This is a genomic window from Roseicyclus sp. (assembly GCF_052168335.1).
Lineage (GTDB): Bacteria > Pseudomonadota > Alphaproteobacteria > Rhodobacterales > Rhodobacteraceae > Roseibacterium.
Genome location: NZ_JBQLZP010000346.1, coordinates 5230 through 22237, shown reverse-complemented (window position 1 = coordinate 22237; position 17008 = coordinate 5230). Strand labels below are relative to the sequence as shown.

At 71.5% G+C, this 17008-nt stretch carries 13 protein-coding genes; 3 read left to right on the top strand and 10 right to left on the bottom strand.

Annotation, left to right across the window (positions count from 1 at the left end):
• The 9 genes from ACTS11_RS10710 to ACTS11_RS10670 form a co-directional block, all read right to left on the bottom strand.
• On the bottom strand, positions 1 to 631 hold a 631-nt coding region (locus ACTS11_RS10710; RefSeq protein ID WP_442640302.1), incomplete at its 3' end, for a dynamin family protein.
• Positions 621 to 2714, bottom strand: coding sequence for a dynamin family protein (locus tag ACTS11_RS10705; RefSeq protein ID WP_442640301.1), 2094 nt, complete (start codon positions 2712 to 2714; stop codon positions 621 to 623). The genes ACTS11_RS10705 and ACTS11_RS10710, both read right to left, overlap by 11 nt.
• A gap of 32 nt (positions 2715 to 2746) precedes the next feature.
• The gene (locus ACTS11_RS10700) at positions 2747 to 4099 is read right to left on the bottom strand and encodes a hypothetical protein (RefSeq protein ID WP_442640300.1); all 1353 of its coding nucleotides are present in this window, start codon (positions 4097 to 4099) and stop codon (positions 2747 to 2749) included.
• Positions 4100 to 4102: 3 nt separating this feature from the next.
• Complete coding sequence (locus tag ACTS11_RS10695) at positions 4103 to 5005, bottom strand: PP2C family protein-serine/threonine phosphatase (protein ID WP_442640299.1); 903 nt, start codon at positions 5003 to 5005, stop codon at positions 4103 to 4105.
• Positions 4998 to 5792, bottom strand: coding sequence for an FHA domain-containing protein (locus tag ACTS11_RS10690; RefSeq protein ID WP_442640298.1), 795 nt, complete (start codon positions 5790 to 5792; stop codon positions 4998 to 5000). Before ACTS11_RS10690 ends, ACTS11_RS10695 begins: the two co-directional genes overlap by 8 nt.
• A 122-nt stretch (positions 5793 to 5914) precedes the next feature.
• Positions 5915 to 7411 (bottom strand): serine/threonine protein kinase, encoded by a 1497-nt coding sequence (locus ACTS11_RS10685; protein WP_442640297.1) that lies wholly within the window; start codon positions 7409 to 7411, stop codon positions 5915 to 5917.
• A 490-nt stretch (positions 7412 to 7901) separates the two neighbouring features.
• Entirely contained in the window at positions 7902 to 9389 is a 1488-nt protein-coding gene (gene ggpS / locus ACTS11_RS10680; protein WP_442640296.1) for a glucosylglycerol-phosphate synthase, read from the bottom strand.
• A gap of 41 nt (positions 9390 to 9430) precedes the next feature.
• Positions 9431 to 10207 (bottom strand): HAD-IIB family hydrolase, encoded by a 777-nt coding sequence (locus ACTS11_RS10675; protein ID WP_442640295.1) that lies wholly within the window; start codon positions 10205 to 10207, stop codon positions 9431 to 9433.
• Positions 10204 to 11346 (bottom strand): NAD(P)H-dependent glycerol-3-phosphate dehydrogenase, encoded by a 1143-nt coding sequence (locus ACTS11_RS10670; protein WP_442640294.1) that lies wholly within the window; start codon positions 11344 to 11346, stop codon positions 10204 to 10206. Before ACTS11_RS10670 ends, ACTS11_RS10675 begins: the two co-directional genes overlap by 4 nt.
• A 347-nt stretch (positions 11347 to 11693) precedes the next feature.
• On the opposite strand from ACTS11_RS10670, the gene ACTS11_RS10665 reads away from it, so the two are divergent.
• Positions 11694 to 12587 carry a UTP--glucose-1-phosphate uridylyltransferase gene (locus ACTS11_RS10665; RefSeq protein ID WP_442640293.1) on the top strand — a complete coding sequence of 298 codons (894 nt, stop codon included), beginning with the start codon at positions 11694 to 11696 and terminating at the stop codon, positions 12585 to 12587.
• 15 nt (positions 12588 to 12602) lie between these two features.
• Here ACTS11_RS10665 and ACTS11_RS10660 read toward each other — a convergent pair whose 3' ends face one another.
• Positions 12603 to 13064, bottom strand: coding sequence for an Lrp/AsnC family transcriptional regulator (locus ACTS11_RS10660; RefSeq protein WP_442640292.1), 462 nt, complete (start codon positions 13062 to 13064; stop codon positions 12603 to 12605).
• 156 nt (positions 13065 to 13220) lie between these two features.
• Between ACTS11_RS10660 and ACTS11_RS10655 the strand changes: the two genes are divergently transcribed.
• On the top strand, positions 13221 to 14240 hold the full coding sequence (locus tag ACTS11_RS10655) for a 1-aminocyclopropane-1-carboxylate deaminase (protein WP_442640291.1): 1020 nt from the start codon (positions 13221 to 13223) through the stop codon (positions 14238 to 14240).
• A gap of 21 nt (positions 14241 to 14261) precedes the next feature.
• Positions 14262 to 16631, top strand: coding sequence for a transketolase (locus tag ACTS11_RS10650; RefSeq protein WP_442640290.1), 2370 nt, complete (start codon positions 14262 to 14264; stop codon positions 16629 to 16631).
• Positions 16632 to 17008: the final 377 nt, after the last annotated feature.

Below are 17008 nucleotides of genomic sequence, written 5' to 3'. Positions count from 1 at the left end.
GGTCCTGCCCCTCGGGGCCGGCGAGGTCGTCGACCTCGCGCAGGTCGACCGCGAAGATGTCGCGGAAGAGGCCCTGCGTCTCGCGCCGCATCCGCTTCATCAGCCGCGCGCGGTCGTGCTCGGACACCACCTTGTCGATCCGCGTCACCAGGAGGACGCTGCGCGCCCGCACGGCCGGATCGACGCCGTCCCAGATCGCGGCCTCGGACTGCCGCCAGGCCTGCGTCGCGGGCGTGCACCAGATGACGGCGTCCGCCAGCGGCAGGACCGCGTTCCAGATGTCGGCGGACATGTTGGGGTCGGAACTGCCCGGCATGTCGATGATCTCGGCCCGCGCGAGGATCGGCGCGGGAACGTGGACCTCGACGTGCTCGGTGCCCTCCAGCGCGACCGAGGCGAGCTCGGCGGGCTCGATCTCGGTGCGGCTGCCGTCGGTGCCGACCACGACCGGGTCGTCCTCGCCGTGGCGGTACCAGATCGGCGGATACTGCGTCGCCGTCACCCGCACGGGCGAGGCGCCGCGGCCGAGAAGGACGTTGGCCAGCGTGCTCTTGCCCGAGGAGAACTCGCCGAGGATGGCGATGCGCGGGCGGCGCGCGGGGTCTTCGTGTCGCATCGCGTCAGGCGTCATGTCGTTCAGGTTCCTTCTGCTCGGTTCTTGCCAGCCCGGACAGGAGCTCCTGCGCCCGGGCGAGAGAGGTCTCGCGCAGCTCGGCGTCCTTCGCCATCTTGCCGCGCAGTTCGTCGAGGCGTTCCTGGGTCTGTCCCGCCATCGCCATCAGCGTGATGCGCTGGCCCGCCACGAAGCGGCGCAGCTCGTCCACGGCCGCGGTTCGGAAGACGCGGGCGTGGTCGTCGCGCAGCGCCGCGATCATCGGCGCGATCTCGGCGTCGATCATCCCCGAGAACTCCTCGGCGAAGGCGGCGTAGCTGCGGCGGCGGCGCCACCAGCGCGTCCACCAGTTGCCCTTGATGTCGAGGGCGATGGTCTGGCCCAGCGTCACCGGCGCGGGCGTGTCCGGGACCGGCGGCGCCTCGAGCGTGAAGACGCCCCCCGGCAGCTCGAAAGTGCCGCGGAACAGCGCCTCGAGCGCCGTCGCGGTGCGGCCGTAGACCTCGGTGCTGGCCTTCGTCGCCTTGGCCGAGAAGACCTGGTAGCCCGAGCGCAAGAGCACCCGCAGGCCCGTCGGATCGTAGGTCCAGACCTGCCCCTCGCCCTTGTCCTCCAGATGCTTCACGAGCGACGCGGTGGCGCGCTGGAGGAAGGTCCGGCGCGAGCTGTCGAGCCGCGCGTCGAGACTGGCGAGGAGGTGGTCCAGTTGCCCCGTCAGTTCCGCCTCGGCGTCCTGCGCGATCGCGGCGATCGCGTCGGCGAGCCTGTCCTTGGCCACGGTCCGCGTCTCGGCGCCCGCCATCCGCTCGGCGGCGAGGCTGCGCGAGGCCACGAGACCGCCCGCGATGTTGCGCGCGGCGCGGGCGAGGTGCTCGACCATGTCGCGCCCCTCGCCATCGAGGATGCGCTCCGAGATCGCGCGGCCGAGCGCGGGCAGCCCCGAGAGCGCCCAGATCGTCTCCTCCGCGTTGGCCTCGATCAGGCCCTGGCGCGCCTCGTGCTCGGCGAGGTTCACCAGCGCGTCGGAGCTCGCCTTGCCCAGCGTGTGCATCTCGCCCGCCAGCGCCTTGGTCGCCCAATGCGCGCTGCCGAAGAGGATCGCGGCGTCCACCGGCCCGTTCTGCGCCTTCAGCGTCGCGCGGATGCTCTCGCGGATCTCGGGGATCTCGCGCGCGGGATCGGCCAGTTCGTCGATGCGGTTCACGAAGATGATGACGTCGCGGGCGCGGATGTTCGCGATCATCCGGATCAGCGCCATGTCCACCGTCGACAGCGCCTGGTGCGCCGAGAGGACCACGACGCAGACCCGGCTCGAGCGGATCGCGTTCACGGTGATCTGCTCGCGCACGAGGAAGGTGTCGTTCACGCCGGGCGTGTCGCGCACGCAGAGCGGCCAGACGAGGCCGCGCTGCGCGAGGAAGAGGTCGGCGGACTTGGTGATGTCGGCGAAGCGGCCCTGCCCGTGGTCGGGCTCGTGGCCGTGGTCCACCTCGTCGCCGAGGCAGACGTAGCGCTCGACGAGTTCGGCATCGACATAGCCGTAGTCGTGCTCCTGCCCGAGCAGCAGCTCGAAGCTCTTGCCGAGCCGCTGGCGCGACTTCTCGCGCATCGCCTCGAGCTGGGCGCGCACGGTCTCGAGTTCGTTCTCGGCGCCCGCGCGCCGCGCGAGCTCGCCCACGCGGCCGCCGCGGTGCAGGAGGTTCGACCACTCCTCCTCGCTGAAGAAGCGGAACTTCGCGTGCTGCGCGCTCTCGCGGATGCGGGGCGAGACGTGCAGCGAGGTGATCACCGAGGTCCAGGGGTTGATGTCGGCGGGCAGAAGGCCGGGACGGCCCACCATCGCGTTGACGAGCGAGGTCTTGCCCGCCTTCACCTGCCCGATCATCGTCACGCTCGGCTCGAAGGCGCGCAGGCGGCGGCGGAGGTCGCGGATGGCGGGCTCGGCATCGGCGTCGCCCACGCGCAGAAGGTTCTCCAGCGCCTCGTCGACGCTCCGCAGGTCCCGCACGAGCGGCGCGAGCCCCCTGTAGGCGGAGGCCATCAGGTGGTCCGTGACCGGCGCTTGGGCGGCCGTGGCGGCGAGGCTTCGGTCCTGCTTCATGTCGTCTGCTTCCTCGATGGGGCTGCTTATGTTCATGCAGCCAACGCCTGCTCGAAATCGGTCCTCAACTGGAACAGGACGCGGGCGGCGTCCTCGGCCTGTTCCGGCCCACGCTCGACCTGCAACAGCACGACGGTGTCGCAGGCCTGGTCGATCGCCTCGCGCAGCCGCGCGGCGAGCGGATCGTCCTCGGGCCAGGACGCCACCAGCTCGCGCAGCGCCTCGGCCGTCTCGCAGCAATGCTCGAGCACCTCGACGCACCACTCCTCGTCCTCCTCGCGCCATTCCAGCATCTCGGCCAGCGCGCGGGAGCGGCGCTTGAGATGCAGGATCGGCCCGGAGACCAGCGCCCGCGCGGCGGCTCGGGCCGGGTCGTCGGGCGAGATCGCGCCGGCAAGGTCAGGCGCCTCGGCGGGCTCCGGCTTCGGGGCGGGCTTCGCGGTTCTCGGAGCGCCGGCCGCGCGTGCGGCCCGCGGCTCGGGCACGGCCTCCGCCGGCGCGGCGGCGGGTTGCGTGGGACGGCTCACGGGCCTGCTTACGGGCGCAGCCGCCTGCGTCGCGGGACGTTCGCGGGCGAGCGGTTCGGGCCAGGCCTCGGGCTCGACGGTTTCCGGCTGCCGCTCCTCGCCGGCCGGGCGGCGGAAGCGGTGGAGGAACAGCTCGGCCGCGTCGATGTCCTCGGCGCGCGCGGCGTCGATGTCGGCGGCGAGCCGATGCTTCAGCGCGCCGAGGGGCGCCATCGCCTCGGAGGGCACGGGGGCGTGGATCACCGCGTCGAAATGGCCGCGCGCCTGCGCCGAGGCCAGCGAGGCCGCCTCGCGCCCGCCGGTCACGACGAGGTAGCAATGGTTCTTCAGACGGTCGGGCGCGGCCGACCAGATCGCCGCCTCTTCCCCGGTGAAGGCATCGGCGCAGAAGATCGCGATCTCCGACCGCTTCGCCGCCCAGCCGAGGGCGGCGGCGCAGTCCTCGGGCTCGGCGCCGAGCTCGACGGCGAGGAAGGACATGGTCTCCAGCACCGGGTTCGGCGCCTCGATCTCGAGCAGGAGCGGCCCGTAGCGCATGAGGTCCGCGGCCGGATAGCCCTCCTGGCTGAGCGAGCTGCCGTCCTCGAAGGTCGCGACGTGCCGCGGCTGGTCGCCGAGATGGAGCTCCACCGCCGGGCCGCCGGGCACCAGCGTCACGACGCTCTCGCCCAGCATCGAGCGCAGGATGCCGGTCACGTCCGCCGCGGACTGGCCCAGCACGGCGACCCGCGCGGGCCGGCGCAGCGCGTCCGCCAGCGCCGCGCAGCTCACCGCCTCGGCCTGCGTCAGCACGCCCGAGGCCAGCAGCGCCTCGAGCCGCGTCAGGGTCGTCCGTGTGTCGTGGACCGCATCGCGCATGGCTCAGTTCCGCGTCTTGGCCGCCGCTTCGGCGGGGATGGCGGGACGGCGCAGCGCACCGGCGAGGGAGTTCCAGAGCGAGCCGCGCGCGACCGGCAGGGTCCGCACGTCCGCCTCGGGGCGATGCACCTTGATGACGACGAGCGAGGTGTTGTCCTGCTCGGGCACCTGCCGCCCGGCCACCGCGTCGAGAAGCGCCGCGGCGATCTCGCGGCTGGGCTCGCCGGCCATCGCGGCCAGGGTTTCGACGATGACCTCCTCGGCGAGGGTCTGAATCCCGTCGCTCGCGATCAGCACGATGTCGCCATGCGCGAGCTCGATGCGCCGCGCGGGGCAATCCACCTCGGGAATGACCTGCCCGGTCAGCGCCGAGATCAGGCAGTTGCGCTGCGGATGGGTGCGGGCGGCCTCGGCGTCGATCAGGCCGCGCGCGGCCATGAGGTCGATCTGCGGCGCCATCGAATGATCGTCGTTCAGCCGCTCGAGCCGCCCGTCGCGCAGCAGGTAGAGGAGCGAGTCGCCCACCGAGGCCCATTGCAGCCCGCCCTCGACCAGCGCCGTCGCGACGACGGTGCCGCCCATGCCGGTCTGCTCGGGGCAGGCGTCGATCTGGGCGCGGAGGCTCGCGTTGGCGGTCTCGACGGCGTCGTGCAGCACTTCGGCGAGGTCGCGCGCGGTCTCGAAGGGGGCGCGGCTGCGCAGGATCAGCTCGGCGAAGACCTCGGCCACGATGATCCGGCTCGCGAGGTCGCCCGCCGCGTGCCCGCCCATGCCGTCCGAGACGACAGCGAAGCCGAAGTCGCCGCCCTCGGGGCAGGACACGGCCAGCGTGTCCTCCTGCCGGGAGCGCCCGCCGATCGCCTGCGCCGAGGCGATGTCGTAGCGGATGGCGGCGGTCTCACTCATGCGCGTCACCGTCCTCCGCCCCGAGATCGCCCCAGGTGAAGCCCTCGCCGCAGAGCGCGACGAAGCGCAGGCTCGTCTTGCCGATGCGGATCACGTCGCCGTCGAACAGCTCCTCCGTGGCCAGCACCGGCATGCCGTTGCGGCGCACGATGTTCGACTTGTTGCCATGGCCGAGGAAGAAGCGGTTCTGCTCGGCGTCGTAGGCGATGGCGGCGTGGCTCTGGCGCGAGATGCTGGCGTCGCCGAAGTTCAGGCTGATCGCCTGGTCGGCGCCCCGCCCGATCGAGGACACGCTTGTCGTCACGGCGAAGAAGGCGCCGCGGCCGGGGCCGTCCACGACCACGAGCCAGCCCGCGGGGAAGCGCACCTCGGGCTGCGTCCGGTGCGCCACGGCCGAGATCGGATCGATGTCGAGGTCGGGCGCGTGGAAGCCCAGCACGCGGGTCTTGCCGCTGTCCTGGGGCGCGTCGAAGGCGGGTTCGCGGATGCCGCGCGCGGCCATCTGCCGCTCGGCCGCCTCGAGCGCGCGGCGTGCGCGGCTCGCCATGTCCTCGCCGTCGTCGCCGGCGGCGGCGGGCGGCAGGGGCGCGGCGCGCCGGGGCGGAGCGGGCGGCAGCGGCCGCGAGGGCACGGCCCGCGCGGTCTCGGGGCCGTCGCCCTCTTCGAGGTCCCAGATCTGGCGGCGGGGCGTCGAGACCGGACGCCCGCCCGCCTCGGCGCCGCGGGCGGGATTGGCGCCCTGTGCGAGGTCGCGGGAGGAGGGCACGAAGGGGGTGCGCATGGGCATTCTCGTCTCCATGGGATCGGTGGCCGGGGAGACCGGCGGCTCGAACGGGGGATCGCCCGCTCCGCCCCCGGCGCCGGCGGGCAGGCGGGGACGCATCCGGACGGCGACATCGCGCAGGCGCTTCATGTCTCGCCCCCCTTGCCGTCGGCGGTCAGGACACGCCGCCCGCCGAAGAGCGCGCGGCGCACGGGCGCGTTGCGCGCGGCGGGCGTCCCGGCACCGTTGGCGGGCTGGGCCACCTGCACCCGGCGGGGCAGGACGGCGGGAGCGGCGGCGACCGCGCCGCCCGGGGCGCCCCGGGCGGGCTTCAGCGCGGCGCCGGCCTCGAGGGCGGCGATCTCGGCGTCTCCGGGAACCGCGCGCGGCGCCACGGCGGCGAGCGCCTCGTGGAAGCGGCGCGCCTCCTCGGCCTCGCGGGCGGCCCGCAGCGCGGCCTGCGCGGCGCGCTCGGCGGCGATGGCGGCCTGCACCTCCTCGGCCTCGCGCTGCGCCTGGGCCGCGGCCTCGGCGCGGGCGCGCTCCTCCTCCTCGGCGCGGGCGCGGGCCTCGGCCTCGATCGCGGCGCGCTCCTCGTCGGACATCTGCTCGCGGGCCTCGAGCACCTCGCGCTGGCGGCGCTCGCGCTCCTCCCACTCGCGCTCGAATTCGCGCACCAGCTCGGCGACGCGGACCTCGAGTTCCTCGTCCTCCTCGGCCTGCCGCATCAGCGCGCGCTGGCGGCGCTCGAGGTCGATCATGTCCCGCCAGGCGGCCGCGCTCTGGAGGCGGTCGCGCGGGAAGACGCTGAGGCAGCGGTTGATCGCATCGATGAAATGCGTGTCGAAGCCCTCGACCTCGCCCAGCGGCTCGAGCGGGTCGCGTTTCTCGCGCGCGGTCGCGGCGAGGCGCGAATGGCTCGAGGGCGGGGCCTTGCGGCTGACGACGTGGTAGAAGGTGGCGGCGAGCGCGTAGAGGTCGCTCGAATAGGCCTGGTCCGACCCCGCGAGGTAGAACTCCTGCGGGCTGTAGCCGTCCTTCACCGTCAGCACCTTCGACAGCACGCGCGACACGCGCGTCGCGCTCTCGCGGGCGGCGCCGAAGTCGATCAGGACGGGCACGTCCTCGCCGTCGATGATGATGTTGTCGGGCGAGATGTCCCGGTGGAGGATGTCGTGGCCGTGGATGTAGCTCAGCGCCTCGAGGATGCGCTTGAGGAGCACCGACACCGTGTCGGGCGTGAGGCGGTCGGGCTCGTTCTCGATGATGTCGAGCAGCGTCTGCCCGGCGACGTAGTCCATCGCCATGTAGGCGGTGCCGTTGTCGCGGAAGTAGGTGTGAACGCCCACGATGTAGGGATGCTGGAGCGCGGCGAGCGCGCGGGCCTCCTTCTCGAAGAGCTCGAGGATGGCGGCGAATTCCTCCTCGTTGGCGCGCGAGCGCAGGCGCACCTTGTGGTCCACGCGGCAGCACATGGCGGAGGGGAAGCATTCCTTTATGACGACGCTGCGCCCGAGCGCGTCCCGCGCCAGGTACGTGACCCCGAATCCGCCCGAATTCAGATACCGCTCGACGGTGTACTGCCCGCTGCACAGCTGTGCGCCCGGGGGCAATTCGTCGCCATATGACCCTGTGCGTTGCATGTCCAAAACTGGTATCGGGTTATCCCACACGATGCGGCGCCCTCGCACGCGCCAAACCAATACCTACGCCACCGAATGGTCCATTTTCGCGCTCAGAAAGTGACCAAAGAATGGCGTCAATCCGGGGTCCAAGAGGTGCTCGAACCCAATTGGATTCATCGGCTTGCGCGGCAAACCTGCGGCGGCGACGGGGTGACGGCGGGGCGCGCGCCGACCGGCCCGCGTCCAATTCCGCCACAAGGACGGGAAACAGTCCCAACTCCGGCCCCGAGCCTGCGCGATTTGCGCCCAGATCGGCCTTGCGGGCGCGCGTCGGCGCGTCCCGCGCCGACCACGGCGCGGTCGCAACGATCCCCGGGCGCGGACCGGATATTGTCGACGGATGGGAAAGAATGCGGCAGCCCGCTGTCCGGCCGCCCTCGGGCCCAGCCACGGCGGCCCGGAAGGCCGCACGGGGCGGTCACGGGGATTCGGCCGCGGGCCGGCCGCCTCAGGCGGCGGGCGCGACCTGCGGGCGCACGAGCGTCAGGCTGCCCGGCGCCCAGCGGCGCACGTCGGTCTCGCCCACCGCGGCCCTGAGCGCCGCGATGCGGCCCCGCCGCTCCTCCTCGGGCATGGCCAGCGCCGTGAGGATCGCGCTGTCCATCGAGCGGTTGGAGAAGGGATTGGTCGTCACCGCCTCGCCCAGCTCCACCGCCGCTCCGGCGAATTCGGAGAGGACGAGCACCCCGTCCCCGTCCACCCGCGAGGCCACGAACTCCTTGCAGACGAGGTTCATCCCGTCGGCCAGCGGCGTGATCCAGGCGACGTCGGCCGCCAGGTAGTAGGAGACCAGCTCGACGAAGGGAATCGCCCGCGAGATCAGGGCGATGGGCTGCCAGTCGAAGGTGCCGAAGCGGCCGTTGATCCGGCCCGCGGTCTGCTCGATCTCGGACTGGATGCGCCCGTAGGCGGTCATGTTGCGGTTGGCCGGGACCGAGACGTGCATCAGCCGCACGCGCCCGATGAGATCGGGGTTGGCCTCCAGCACGCGCTCGAAACTGGTGAGCTGCTCGATCCCGCCCTTGGTGTAGTCGGTCCGCCCCACCGACAGGATGAGTTGCGTGTCGCGGAGGTCCGCCCGGATCGCCTGCGCCTTGGCCTGCGCCGCGTCGGAACGGGCCTGCTCCTCGATATAGCCCACGTCGACGCCCACGGGCGTCACGCTGATCGCCACGTCCCGCCCCCCGAAGCGGAGCCGCGAGGGCACCAGCCGCTCGGTCAGGGCCGTCCCCTCGCCGAGCCACTTCTCCGGCACCTGCGTGCGGTCCACCGTCTCCACGTCGAAGAGGCTGCGCGCGACCGAGACGAAGTTCGCCGCGTAGCGCGGGATGTGGAAGCCCACGTCGTCGCAGGCCAGCAGGCTCTCCACGATCTCCTTCCGCCAGGGCAGGACGTTGAACATGTCCGCCGAGGGGAAGGGCGTGTGGTGGAAGAAGGCGATCCTGACGTCGGGGCGCAGCTTCCGCAGGTAGCCCGGCACGAGCCAGAGGTTGTAGTCATGGACCCAGACCAGCGCGCCCGGCGCCGCCTCCGCCGCGGCGGCCTCGGCGAAGGCCCAGTTCACCTCGCGGAAATTGGGCCAGTTCACGGGGTCGTAGTTGTAGCGCTCCTTGAAGGAATGGAGGATCGGCCAGAAGGCCTCTTTCGAGGTGACGTGGTAGAACTCCCGCACCTGCTCGGCCGAGAGCGGCAGGCGCGAGACCGAGTAGGTGCCGTAGGCGTCGTCGATCTCGATCACCCGCTCGAAATCGGGGTTCGAGGGGTCGTCGGCCAGCTTCCACGCGATCCAGGCCCCGTGGTCGACCGAGCCGAAGAAGCTCTTGAGCGTCGGCACGATGCCGTTGGGGCTCGCGTTCTCCTTCAGGACGGTCTTCCCGTCCTCGACGACTTCCTCGTAGGGCTGGCGATGGTAGACGATCACGAGATCGGACGGCATGGGCTCCTCCTTTTCGGTTCCGGGGATGCGGGACGCGCCGCTCAGGCGGCGGTCCGGCGCAGCACGTCCATGGCGAGGATCGCCTCGGCGATGCCGGCCGCCCCCTCGCCCGAGGCGAAGTGGACGTGGTCCTGCCCCTTCAGCTTCTCCACAAGCGCGGGCTCGGAATTGGCGACGGCCACGGCGGGCAGCCCCAGCGACAGCATCGACAGGTCGTTGAGCGTGTCGCCGGCCACCAGCGTCCGCTCGTTCGGCACGCCCAGATGCGCGAGCAGCCGCAGGAGCGAGGGCCCCTTCGACACGTCCTTCGGCAGCACGTCGAAGAAGCGGTCGGCCGAGATCAGCGCGTCGAGCCCGAGGCCCGCCACGATGTCGAGCGCGCGGGGATCGAACTGCTCGGGGTCCATGTCGTAGCTGACGCGGTAGCGGAAGCCGGTGGACTGGAGCCGGAGGCCCCGCACCGAATGCAGCGCCGCCTGAACGCGGCCGTTCGCCTCCGCCCACTTGTCCGCGATCTCGGCCTCGAGCTCGGCGATGGGCGAGAGCATGTGGTCGGCTCCGACCGAGGCGATGGTCGTGCCCACGTCGCCCACCACGTAGTCCGGGCGCGGCACGCCGTCCTTGCGCGTCAGGTTTCGGATGTAGCCCGGGTCGCGCCCGGTCACGAAGATCAGGCCGACCTGATGGCGGTTGCCCTCGATCCAGGAATAGAGCCTCTGGCGCGACGCCTCGGACCCGCCGAGGAACGTGCCGTCGAGGTCGGTGGCGAGAACGAGCGCCTTGTCGGAAAGTGTGTGAGCCTGATCTTTCTGTGTCATGCGAACCTTTCTGCGAATTGCCGGACCGCCGCGTCGGAGGCCGGATGGTTGAAGGAGAGATCCATCGCCCGCGGCTCGGCCTCGATCGGCCGGGCCCAGAGATGGGCGAAGGTGGCGCCGAGCTCGGCGCCGTCATGGAGGATGGCGCGCACCGCCTCGCAGATCGGCATCGAGACGCCGAGCCTGCGCGCGAGGTCGGTGACGGATTTCGCGTTCACCTCGCCCTCGACGACCACGGGCGCGCCGTCGAAGCACTCCGCCCGCGGCACCCGCGCGCCGAGCTGCATTCCCAGCGACATGTTCCGCGACGTGGGGCTCGAGCAGGTGAGCGTCAGGTCGCCGATGCCGGAAAGGCCCGTGACCGTCTCGCGCCGGCCGCCCAGCGCCTCGGCCAGCGCCTTCATCTCGTCGAGGCCGCGCGTGATGATCGCGGCGCGCGTGTTCTCGGCGAAGCCCGCGCCGGTCATCATCCCGCAGGCGATGGCGATGACGTTCTTGACCGCGCCACCAATCTCGACGCCCACGAGGTCGTCCGAGACATAGGCCCGGAAGCTCTCGGTCGAGAGCGACACGGCCATGCGCACCGCCGGGCTCTCGTCGGGGCGGAGGCGGTCGGCATAGGCGAAGGGGAAGGCGACCGTCGCCGCCGTCGGATGGCCGAGCGCGGTCTCCTTCGCGAAGGTCGGCCCCGAAACGCAGCCGATGGGATGGCCCTTCAGCTCCTCCTCGGCCACCTGCGTCATCAGGAGGCCCGTCTCCGCCTCGATCCCCTTGGCGCAGACGGCGACGGGCACGCCGGGCGCGGCGAACTCCGCCACCTGCCGCGCGACCGAGCGGACCGAGCGCGAGGGAACCACGATGAGCACCGCCTCCGCGCCGTCGAGGGCGGCCCGCATCTCGTGGACCGCGAAAAGATTTTCCGGCAGCGGAACCCCCGGCAGATGGCGGGGGTTCTCGGACCGGGAGTTGACGGAGGTGCAGACATGAGGGTCACGCCCCCAGAGCCGCGTGGACACGCCCGAGCGCGCCAGCGTCGCGGCCAGCGCCGTGCCCCACGACCCCGCGCCGATCACGGCGACGCGGGCGAAGGGGCGGGCATGGGACGGACGAAGGCCGTCCTGGGGGACGTCGTGCTTCATGTTCGCTCTCTGCTGTTGGTCCCGCGCGGAAGACGGCTAGGCCGATGCGCGGCGGCGGGGCTGGTGAGGTGAACGATGTATGTCGCTTACAGGCCAGTCATGTCGCAAAAGATGCATTTCTGGCGCGAAAGGTCAATGCTGCAACCGCAACAAATCCGCACGGACGGGCGGAAAAGGCCGGTTTCGGACGATTCGGCGCACACAATATGCCCGAAGGCCGGGCTCAGCCGCCGCAAAATCTGGCACGATATGAACAAAAGCGACCCACTTGTGTCGCTTTTTGACTATTCCATCCGCAACCCTATAGTCTCGCCGCACAGCAGCGACATCAGAGGAGGACGTTTCGAATGACCGCACAGGTTCGCACCGCCATCTTTCCCGTGGCAGGGCTCGGCACCCGGTTCCTTCCGGCGACCAAGGCCACGCCGAAAGAACTCCTCCCGGTCATCGACACGCCGCTCATCCAGTACGCCATCGACGAGGCGCGCGAGGCGGGCGTCGAGCGCATGGTCTTCGTAAGCCACCCCTCGAAATCCGCGATCGAGCGTCACGTTCTCGACGACGCCGACCTCCGGGCCGAGCTGCAGGCCCGCGGCAAGGCGGCGCTGGCCGAGGAACTGGCCGAGACCGCGCTCTGCCCGGTGGAGGACGACGTCGTCTTCGTCATGCAGGACGAGCCCCTCGGCCTCGGGCACGCCGTCCTCTGCGCCCGCGACCACGTGCTGCCCGGTCCCGTCGCCGTCATCCTCCCCGACGACCTGATCCTGGGCCGGCCCGGCGCGCTGTCCGAGATGATCGCGGCCCATGCGCGCGGAGACCGCGGCCACCTCGTCGCAACCATGACCGTGCCGCGCGAGGAGACGCGCAAGTACGGCATCCTCTCCGTCACCGGGCGCGACGGACCGCTCCTGCTCGCCGACGGCATGGTGGAAAAGCCCGAGCCCGCCGACGCCCCGTCGGCCGAGGCGGTGGTCGGCCGCTACATCCTCGACCCGGCGATCTTCGAGGCGCTCGCCACGCAGACGCCCGGCGCGGGCGGCGAGATCCAGCTGACCGACGCCATCGCGCGCGGTGCGGGCACGATCGGCATGGCGGGCTTCCGTTTTTCCGGGCGGCGCTTCGACTGCGGCTCGAAGGCGGGGATGCTCTCGGCGACGCTGCACCTCGCGGCGCAGGACCCGGACTATGCCGATGTCCTCGCCGAGCACGGGCTGCGCTCCGAGCACGTCCGCGCGGCGTGAGCCCCCGCGCGCCGCTCAGAACGGGAGCGGCGCGTTCTCCTTCACCTCCTTCAGGACGAAGAAGGTCCGGATCTGCCGCACCCCCGGCAGCGCGATCAGCATCCGGCCATGGAGCGCGTTGAAATCGCCCATGTCGCGGACGCGGATCTTCAGGAGATAGTCGAAGTCGCCCGCGACGAGGTGGCAGTCGAGCAGCTCCTTCAGCCCGCCGACCGCCGCCTCGAACTCCGCGAAGCTCTCGGGCGTCGAGCGGTCGAGCACCACTCCCACCATGACCAGCGTGCCGAGCCCGACCGAGGCGGGCGCGATCCGCGCGTGCGTGCCCGTGATGTGCCCCTCCTCCACCAGCCGCTGCATCCGCCGGTGGCAGGTCGCGGGGCTGACGTTCACGGCGCGCGCGATGTCGGCGTTCGAGAGCCGCCCGTCCCGCTGGAGGTGGCGCAGGATCGCGCGGTCGATTCGGTCGAGGGCGGTCATGGAAGGATCTTCCGTTTTGTATTGAATTCTCGGAAAGGCTGCGTCTGCCTCAATCGCATTAACAGCTCAACCTTCCGCCACGATGCCGAAGATTGAAAGCACATTCCCCCCGCCTCCCGCTAGTCTTTCATCGACACCGCTCAAGGAGGCCCGCCCATGTCGCTGCTCGCGAAGTTCGACCGCTACCCGCTCACCTTCGGGCCCACGCCCATCGAGCCCCTGCCCCGCCTGTCGGAGGCCATCGGCGCGGGTGTCGAGATCTGGGCCAAGCGCGACGACTGCAATTCCGGCCTCGCCATGGGCGGCAACAAGCTGCGCAAGCTCGAATACATCGTGCCCGACGCCATCGCCTCGGGGGCCGACACGCTCGTCTCCATCGGCGGCGTGCAGTCGAACCACACCCGAATGGTCGCCGCGACCGCCGCCAAGATCGGCATGAAATGCGTCGTAATCCAGGAGAAGTGGGTTCCCCACTACGACGCCGTCTACGACCGCGTGGGCAACATCCTGATGACCCGCCTCATGGGCGCCGACTCGCGCCTCGTCGACGACGGCTTCGACATCGGCATCCGCAAGAGCTGGGAGGACGCGATCCAGTCGGTGAAGGACGCGGGCGGCAAGCCCTACCCGATCCCGGCGGGCGCCTCGGTCCACAAGTTCGGCGCGCTCGGCTACGTGGGCTTCGCCGAGGAGGTGGCGCGGCAGGAGGCGGAGCTGGGCTTCCGCTTCGACTACGTGATCGTCTGCGTCGTCACGGGCTCGACCCAGGGCGGCATGATCGTCGGCTTCGCCGCCCAGGACCGCGCCGACCGCGTCATCGGCATCGACGCCTCCGGCACGCTGGAGCAGACGCGCGCCCAGGTCCGCTCCATCGTCGACGACACCGCCGAGCTCGTCGGCCTCGGCCGCGCGATCCGCGAGGACGAGATCGTGATCAATCCCGACTACGCCTACCCCGCCTACGGCGTCCCCTCGGAGGAGACGAACGCGGCGATCCGGCTGGCCGCCCGCACCGAGGGCATGATCACCGACCCCGTCTACGAGGGCAAATCCATGCAGGGCATGATCGACCTCGCGCGGAAGGGCTTCTTCCCCAGGGGCGCGCGCGTGCTCTACGCACATCTGGGTGGCGCTCCGGCGCTGAATGGCTACAGCTACTACTACAAGGACGGCTGATACTTCGGGAGACGACGCGCCATGTCCCACCTCAAGACGATCGAGCAGCGGCTTCTGTGGCTGTCGCACTGGATGATCCACCATGCGAACCATGTCCGGCCGAACCCGGACGGGATCAAGGTCGGCGGGCACCAGGCGTCGTCGGCCTCGATGGTCTCGATCATGACGGCGCTCTACTTCTCGGCGCTGAGGCCGGAGGACCGGGTCGCGGTCAAGCCTCATGCGGCGCCCGTCTTCCACGCGATGCAGTATCTCATGGGCAACCAGACCCGCGGGAAGCTCGAGGGTTTCCGCGCCTTCGGCGGCGCGCAGAGCTATCCCTCCCGCACCAAGGACGTGGACGACGTGGACTTCTCCACGGGGTCCGTGGGCCTCGGCGTGGGCATCACGGCGCTGGCCTCCATGGTGCAGGACTTCATCGCCGCGAAGGACTGGGGCCGAGAGATTCCGCAGGGCCGGATGGTGGCGCTCGTGGGCGACGCCGAGATGGACGAGGGCAACGTCTACGAGGTCCTGCAGGAGGGCTGGAAGAACGGCCTGCGCAACACCTGGTGGATCATCGACTACAACCGCCAGTCGCTCGACGGGATCGTGCGCGAGGGGCTGTTCGGGCGGATCGAGAAGATCTTCGAGGCCTTCGGCTGGGACGTGGTGAAGGTGAAGCACGGCGCGCTGCAACGCGCCGCCTTCGCCGAACCCGGCGGCGACCGGCTGCGTGCCTGGATCGACGCCTGCCCCAACGCGGAGTATTCCGCGCTCACCTACATGGGCGGCGCGGTCTGGCGGAAGCGGCTGATGGACGACCTCGGCGACCAGGGCGACGTAACGGCGCTGATCGACCGGCGGAGCGACGCGGAGCTTGCCGCGCTGATGGAGAACCTCGGCGGCAACTGCGTGGAGACGATGGCCGAGACCTTCGCCGCCATCGACCACGACCGCCCGACCTGCTTTCTCGCCTACACGATCAAGGGCTGGGGCACGCCCATCGCGGGCCACAAGGACAACCACGGCGGCCTGATGACAAAGGCCCAGATGGCCGAGTGGCAGCGCCACATGGGCGTCCCCGAAGGCCAGGAGTGGGAGCCCTTCGCGGGCGTCGCGGACGCGGGCGGCCTCAGGGAGTTCCTCGCCGCCGTCCCCTTCTTCGCGAAGGGCACCCGCCGCCATGCCGACGCGCGCCTGCCCGTCCCGCCCATCGAGCCGCCGAAGGACCGCGAGATCTCGACCCAGGCCGCCTTCGGCAAGATCCTCGACGAGCTGGCGCGGGGTGACAGCGACCTCGCCGCCCGCATCCTCACCACCTCGCCCGACGTGACCGGGACCACGTCCCTCGGCCCCTGGGTCAACCGCCGCAAGCTCTTCGCGCGCGACGCGCTGCCCGACGCCTTCATCGAGCACCGCATCCCCTCGACCGCCAAGTGGAACTTCGCCCCCGAGGGCCAGCATCTCGAGCTCGGCATCGCCGAGATGAACCTGTTCCTGCTGCTCGGCGCGGCGGGCCTCGCCCACAGCCTCTGGGGCAGGCGGCTGATCCCGGTGGGCACGGTCTACGACCCCTTCGTCCACCGCGGCCTCGATGCGCTGAACTACGCCTGCTACCAGGATGCGCGGTTCCTCATCGCGGGCACGCCCTCGGGCGTCATGCTCGCGCCGGAGGGCGGCGCGCACCAGTCCATCGGCACCCCGCTCACCGGCATGGCGCAGGACGGGCTCGCCGCCTTCGAGCCCGCCTTCGCCGACGAGCTCGCCGTCATCATGGAATGGGCCTTCGACTACCTCCAGCGCGAGGGCGGGGGCGGGGGCGACCCGGACGAGCGCACCTGGCTGCGGGACGAGACCGGCGGCTCGGTCTACCTGCGGCTGACGACCAAGCCGCTGGAGCAGCCGGGCAAGCGGCACGACGACGCCTTCCGCCAGGGCACCATCGACGGCGCCTACTGGCTGCGCCCGCCGGGGCCGAACTGCGCCGTGGTCATCGCCTACCAGGGCGCCGTCGCGGACGAGGCCATCGCGGCCGCGGGCCTTCTGGGCGAGCACCGGCGCGACATCGCGGTCCTCGCCGTGACCTCCGCCGACCGGCTCAACGCGGGCTGGACGGCGGCCCAGCGCGAGCGCGCGCGCGGCAACCCGCGGGCCCGCGCCCATGTCGAGCGCCTCCTGGGCGCCCTGCCGCGCGACTGCGCCATCCTCACCGTGATCGACGGCCACCCCGCCACGCTCGCCTGGCTCGGCTCCGTCGCGGGCCACAGGACCATCCCCCACGGCGTCGAGCACTTCGGCCAGACCGGCACCATCGGCGACCTCTCCCGCCACTTCGGCCTCGACCGCGACACCATCGTGCGGGCGGTCGAGGCGCTCACCGTCGGCAGGCCCGCAAGGATCGCGGGCTAGCAGGCCCCGCGCCCGCCCCCGCAGGACGGCGAGCCCGCCGCGGGACGCGCCGACGCCCCGGATGGGACGCGGCCTGTCGAGCCAGCGCGCGACCCGGTTGCGAGCGACGCCCCGACATCGGGCCGCCGGCACGGATCGCGGAGGAGGCCGCGCCTGCCCCGGCAGGACTGCGGGCCTGCCGCGTTCGGAAGGGCTTCGGCCTGTCGAAGCCGCGCGCGACCCGGCCGCTTTCGCGGGACGTGTCCGGCCGAGGCTCGCGGCGGGGAGGTCCGGCGCGCTGCGCCCCCGGAGCGTCGGGAGCAACCGCACGGATCGCGGGCGGGGCCGCGCCTGCCCCGGCAGGACTGCGGGCCTGCCGCGTTCGGAAGGGCTTCGGC